Source organism: Calothrix rhizosoleniae SC01 (assembly GCF_900185595.1).
Taxonomy (GTDB): Bacteria; Cyanobacteriota; Cyanobacteriia; order Cyanobacteriales; family Nostocaceae; genus Calothrix_A; species Calothrix_A rhizosoleniae.
This window is the reverse complement of record NZ_FYBH01000264.1, coordinates 1-5582: the sequence shown is the minus strand read 5'-3', so window position 1 is coordinate 5582 and position 5582 is coordinate 1. Positions and strand designations below refer to the sequence as shown.

Below are 5582 nucleotides of genomic sequence, written 5' to 3'. Positions count from 1 at the left end.
AGCGAAGCTTATCGGATGTTAAGGGCTAATTTGACATGTATCAGCAGCGATAAAGAATTAAAAACCATTGTTGTTACCAGCTCCGTACCTCAAGAAGGTAAATCAACGGTATCCGCCAACTTAGCTCTGATTCTGGCGCAAATGGAGCGTAAAGTATTACTGGTAGATGGAGATTTACGTCGTCCAGTTCAACATCATATCTGGGAACTATCCAACAGTGAAGGTTTGAGTCATGTGATTGTAGGACAGGCAAACGTGAGAACTACAATTACCAAAGTTAGTGATCATTTAGATGTTCTCACCGCCGGTGTGGTACCTCCCTCTCCCGCTTCATTGCTAGACTCAAAACGGATGGCTACATTGGTAAATGATTTTGCCATCGACTACGATTTTGTAATTATTGATACTCCCGCCTTGACAGTTGCGGCGGATGCGGCGATTTTAGGTCAAATGGCTGATGGTCTGTTATTGGTAGTTAGACCTGGGGTAGCTAATTCTGTGGATGCCACACTTTCTCGGGAAATTTTACAACAATCCGGTCAAAATGTTTTGGGACAGGTAGTGAATGGAGTAATTACTCAAAATGAATCCCGCAATTACTACTACACAGAGGAAGAAAGCATCCAAGAAACATCAGCTCAAAAAGAGTTAGCCATAAAAGCAAAATAAATAGGGTTTGCTGAACAATTCCTAATTACGATTACGGGAAGTAAAGTGGTTTTTTTGGCGTTTGTAAGTAGCAGCGATCGCTGCTAAGGTACCAGATATTAGTAAAGCCAGATCAGTAGAAGGTTCTGGTGCTGCAACTTTGACTAGAGTTCTCCTGGTAGCAAATAGTGTCAGGTTGGATTTTTTGTTAAAAGTACGCTGTAAAGATCCTTCAACAACGGCAGTGGCAAATTCGTTTTCAGCTTCCTTGTCAAAATCAACAACTTGATCTTCAAAAGTCACCAATATTTTGTCACTCTTTTTACTAGTAAGAGTATCGCCATCACCTAATGTATTTAAGTTACCAACAAGAGTAAAATACTCTAAAGCTTGATCGATAAAACTATTATTTGTATCTGCCGTCAATAGATTATCTGACAATTCCTCTAACTCTTTGTCGCTTAAACCTGTGGTGTCAAACAGCCAAAATCCAATTTCTCCCTCTGCTTGAGCACTCTCTATGGAAGAGTCATCTATTCTCGTTTCCAAATCTACAAATGCTTCAAAATTAAAAGCAAATTCTTCCCCTTGAGCCACATCGAAATTGCCAACTATTTTGGCGTTAGTATTCCCAGTTCCCAGATAATCTTTATTCTCACCAAAGGCTTCACTAGTGGCAAAGGTGTCTATTTCTATGGGTTCAGGAGGAGTGTTAGTAATATTTACCACAGCAGGGCTATTTATTACTTCCACTGGTGCATCTTCATTCTTTGATATAGCGTCAATTTCTGCTTCGTTTAAGCTATCAATAAAGTCAGATTCAGCAGTTAAGCCAGTGATAGTTAATTCAGCTTGGGCAAAAGAAAACGTAGCAGCCTGACTGGGTGATGCAGCTAACACAGAAGTAGCAACAATCGGAGTTAAGAGGAAAGATAATCTCTTCGATGGTATTTTCCTCGATTCTCTCAGGGAGTTTTTCATATAATCCTCTACTGAATGATAATTAAAATATTAATTTTTTGTTTTCTTTACTTGTGTATCTGTGTGGGAAATCAACCTAGTGCTGACGAAATTTATACAGGATAATACCAACGTCATCATGGCTGTTTCCGGAAAATTAAATTCCCAGACTAATCGCACTAACCAGCAGTCTTATTCAAATACGCTCATTCATAACTGAGGTAATAACTAAGCTAGAAACTTAGATATTCATCATGCGATCGCTAAGTATTCATCTTCGTACAAAATTTACATTGAAGTAGGATAGATAAAGTAATCCTAAGATAATTTACCTAGCTTATTTATGAATTTTATGTAAAATTATGGTAAGTCTTACTGAAAAAAGTTAGAAGGCAGCTTTGCAGGAGGCAGTCCAGTGGAAGCTTGTATTCTTGTAGAATATGTTAATTAATAGGTAAGCATCTTTGCTGCTGATTCTTCTACGGGCTTCATTTTACCCAATGGTGCTACTCTTTCCCCCGATGCTTCTTGAGTAAGTCAAGCACGCTGGGATGCACTGACGACTGAACAAAAAGGAACTTTTGCTAATATCTGCCCCGATTTTTTTGTTGAGTTAAGGTCTAGCTCAGATCGGCTGGAGTCATTGCAAAAAAAAATGAGAGAATATATTGAGAATAGTGCTTCTCTTGCTTGGTTACTCAATCCCCAGCAGCCACAAGTAGAAATTTATCGACCAGGCATAGAAGTAGAAATGTTGGACAATCCCACTGAATTGTCGGGTGAGGGGGTGTTACCTGATTTCCTGTTGAATTTGCGTCGGGTGTGGGGTTGAAAATAATATCTGATTCTCATAGTTTTGTCGAGCGATCCTATTATTCAACTTTTTTTTGTTTAATATAATTACGAAAATCATCTATTGTGATTTGATTAAGCCATTGATGACGTTCTTTTGTATAGTCACCATAACCCACTTCTAACTGCTGTAAAAACCTCAGAGTTCCTGCTACACCTAAAGCATCAATTAGGGCTTTATATCCTTGCTGCCTAATTTCCGTCAGTTTCATCGTTTTCCTCCTCTGCTTGCAAAATATTCATTAACCAAATCGTCGGATTTTCGACTTCTACACTCAGAAGATTTTGAGATTGCTTTGCTTTCCTGAAAAGTCTATCGTCAGTCGTTAAAAATATGTCGGCATCTCCCATTTCTGCAAAAGCTAAATGTAACGCATCGTGAAATTTGAAGCTCAACTTCATTAATTCTTCTGCTCTCAAATCAATATTTTCAGTTGATTGAATATAAATATTTGCTACATTTAGTATTGATTTTACCTGTTGCTGTTTAAATGAATCTGAATGTTGGCTAACCTCAAATTCAATAATATCACTATTCATTAATATCCACTTGCCATGTTCGCAATTCTGAATAATTTCTGTTACTGCTTCAGCTTCCATACGAATCCGAAATTGCTCTAAATTGTCTAGATTTCGATTCAAACAACAAACATCGAGATAAATTTTGTAAATTTTACTCATGCCATATTCTAATTGACCCTGAATATGATAAGTCTAATGGAAAAATGACCCGTACTTTTAATACTGAATCTTACGGTTAAATTCGGTTTTTTATTGTCTAAAATAAAACAGAAACCTGCGATCGCATGGCAAACCACAGTAAAACCATCTTAGTCCTAGCTTCCAGCCCTACCAACGAAGCGAGATTGCGGCTAGATACAGAAATGCGGGAAATTGATGAGGGTTTGCGAAGGTCACAACACCGCGATAAATTTACATTGCGATCCAAATTCGCCGTTCGTCCCGATGATTTACGTCGTGCTTTGTTGGATTTTAAACCGCAAATTGTGCATTTTTGCGGGCATGGTTCAGGGGAAAATGGCTTAATGTTGGAAGATGATGCTGGTTTAGCACAACTTGTTTCTACCCAAGCCTTAGTCAATTTATGCAAACGATTTGCGGCGCGAGGACTAGAATGTGTGGTTCTCAACGCTTGCTACTCAGAAGTTCAAGCTAACGCGATCGCAGAGCATATTGATTATGTGGTAGGGATGAATAGTACAATTGGTGACGATGCTGCGATTAAGTTTGCAATTGGCTTTTATGATGAGTTAGGAGCTGGTTATTCTTATGAAGATGCCTATCACGGTGGTTGTGATGCCATTGCACTACAAGGAATTCCCGAAGAAAATACCCCAATCTTCAAAAACCTAAAAAAAAGTCCAATTAACAGCAATAAATCGAGAAATCGAGTTGATGACTTGGTACAACAGGTACGTACCCGCATCCACAACACCATCCAAAGTTTACACGAGACAATGCCGTTGTGGGGAATCGATAATTGGGTTCCCCTGGGCGATTTGTTTGTCGATGTCAATATTCTGGAGTCCCTCAGTAGTAACCGCAGGTCAGAATTGGATGATTTATGGCAGGATTTTACGAAGTGTGAATCCAACTACCGCAGTTTGGATCGCATTGGTTTGGGTAATCAACAGCAGCGCGTTTCCGGGTTAGTTGTATTGTTACGGAATACCAACTTGATGGTGGTGGGAAAACCGGGTTCGGGGAAAACCACATATCTGCAAAGGATTGTCACCGAGTGTAATAACGGAAAATTGCAAGCCCAAAGAATTCCTGTGTTGATAAAGCTGCGGGATTTTGTGGATGATGGACGTAGATATGACTATAACTTGGAGCAATTTTTGGGACAGTTTTGGCGGTTGAGTAGTACAGATATGGAATTGGTGCTAAACCAGGGTAAAGCTTTGGTGTTATTGGATGGGTTGGATGAGGTGACGGGGGAAACAGGAAAGCAAATTACCAAGGAAATCAAGCGGTTTGCCCGTGTTTATCCCCAGGTGTTGGTAGTGGTGACTTGTCGGACACAAAGCCAGGAATCGCGGTTTGAAAGGTTCGATTATGTAGAGGTGGCTGATTTTAACTCCGAGCAGGTGAGAGCTTTTGCAGCACATTGGTTTGGGGCTGTATGTGGGAATGGAGGGGAGAACAAAGCGCGGTATTTTTTGGAGCAGTTGTTTAGGGAAGAAAATAAATCGATTCGGGAACTTGCAATTACACCGATTTTGTTGAGTTTGACTTGTGCAGTGTTCCAAGAAAAGGAGAAATTTTACTCGAAGCGTTCCAAGTTATATGAGGAAGGGTTGGAGTTATTGTTGGTACAGTGGGAAAAATCGCGGGAAGTGGGGAGGGATCAGGTTTATCGGGATTTGTCGGTGGAGCGAAAGCTGGAGTTATTGAGTTATGTTGCGGTGAAAAAGTTCGAGCAAGAACAATATGTGTTGTTCGAGCAGGAGGAGTTGGAGGGGTATATTGGGGAGTTTTTGGGGATTAAGCGACGGGAAAGTCAGGGGGTGTTAAAAGCGATCGCATCTCAATATGGATTATTGATTGAGCGATCGCACAAGGTTTGGTCATTTTCCCATTTGACTTTTCAAGAGTATTTGGTAGCGAAGTGGTTTTGTGATCGGGATAATTGTAATGCATTAGTTGCCCAGGTAACAAAGATATACTGGAGAGAAGTATTTTTACTTGTTTCAGAATTAATAGCAAATGCAGATTTACTATTAACATCGATGAAATATCAAATTGACATACTATTAGCAGGAGATGATAAACTACAGCAATTTTTAGAGTGCTTAAAAGATAGAGAAAAATCAATTACTCATCCATATAAATTTGCATCAGTAAGAGCTTTTTATTTTGATATTTTATTTACACTGGCAATTGCACTTGATAAAGCTGAGAATAGTAAGTTTGTTGATCTTACCAAAGATGGTAACTTAATATTCTTTTTTGAGGGTGCTTTTGCTTTAACTCTTTCTCGTGCGTGTGACGATAGAATTAAGCTAAGTGGAAGAGGTAACTCATACTTATACTTAGATTACGCTTTGGTTTATGCCCTAGCCATTTCCTTTGCGTTTAATCGTAAATATAAGTAGGTT

At 39.3% G+C, this 5582-nt stretch carries 5 protein-coding genes and 1 pseudogene; 3 read left to right on the top strand and 3 right to left on the bottom strand.

The annotated features are described in order from the left end of the window. Positions 1–669 (top strand): CpsD/CapB family tyrosine-protein kinase (locus CALSC_RS15790; RefSeq protein WP_143288272.1); only part of this gene is annotated, 669 nt, incomplete at its 5' end. Between the two features lie 21 nt (positions 670–690). On the opposite strand, the gene CALSC_RS15785 is transcribed toward CALSC_RS15790, so the two are convergent. After that, positions 691–1629, bottom strand: a complete 939-nt coding sequence (locus tag CALSC_RS15785; RefSeq protein WP_088242278.1) for a hypothetical protein — start codon at positions 1627–1629, stop codon at positions 691–693. A gap of 445 nt (positions 1630–2074) precedes the next feature. On the opposite strand from CALSC_RS15785, the pseudogene CALSC_RS15780 reads away from it, so the two are divergent. Next, positions 2075–2440, top strand: a pseudogene (locus CALSC_RS15780) (Uma2 family endonuclease); the annotation flags it as partial. 40 nt (positions 2441–2480) lie between these two features. On the opposite strand, the gene CALSC_RS15775 reads toward CALSC_RS15780, so the two are convergent. Both CALSC_RS15775 and CALSC_RS15770 read right to left on the bottom strand, forming a co-directional pair. Next, positions 2481–2672, bottom strand: coding sequence for a hypothetical protein (locus tag CALSC_RS15775; RefSeq protein WP_088242277.1), 192 nt, complete (start codon positions 2670–2672; stop codon positions 2481–2483). Next, positions 2653–3060, bottom strand: a complete 408-nt coding sequence (locus tag CALSC_RS15770; protein WP_235006806.1) for a PIN domain-containing protein — start codon at positions 3058–3060, stop codon at positions 2653–2655. The genes CALSC_RS15775 and CALSC_RS15770 overlap by 20 nt, the downstream gene beginning before the upstream one ends. 206 nt (positions 3061–3266) lie before the next feature. Between CALSC_RS15770 and CALSC_RS15765 the strand changes: the two genes are divergently transcribed. Then, the gene (locus tag CALSC_RS15765; protein ID WP_088242275.1) at positions 3267–5579 is read left to right on the top strand and encodes an NACHT domain-containing protein; all 2313 of its coding nucleotides are present in this window, start codon (positions 3267–3269) and stop codon (positions 5577–5579) included. Positions 5580–5582: the final 3 nt, after the last annotated feature.

Coding starts and splice junctions, on each gene's coding strand:
- CALSC_RS15785 (WP_088242278.1), bottom strand. CDS start 1,629: ATGAAAAACTCCCTGAGAGAATCGAGGAAAATACCATCGAAGAGATTA.
- CALSC_RS15775 (WP_088242277.1), bottom strand. CDS start 2,672: ATGAAACTGACGGAAATTAGGCAGCAAGGATATAAAGCCCTAATTGAT.
- CALSC_RS15770 (WP_235006806.1), bottom strand. CDS start 3,060: ATGGAAGCTGAAGCAGTAACAGAAATTATTCAGAATTGCGAACATGGC.
- CALSC_RS15765 (WP_088242275.1), top strand. CDS start 3,267: ATGGCAAACCACAGTAAAACCATCTTAGTCCTAGCTTCCAGCCCTACC.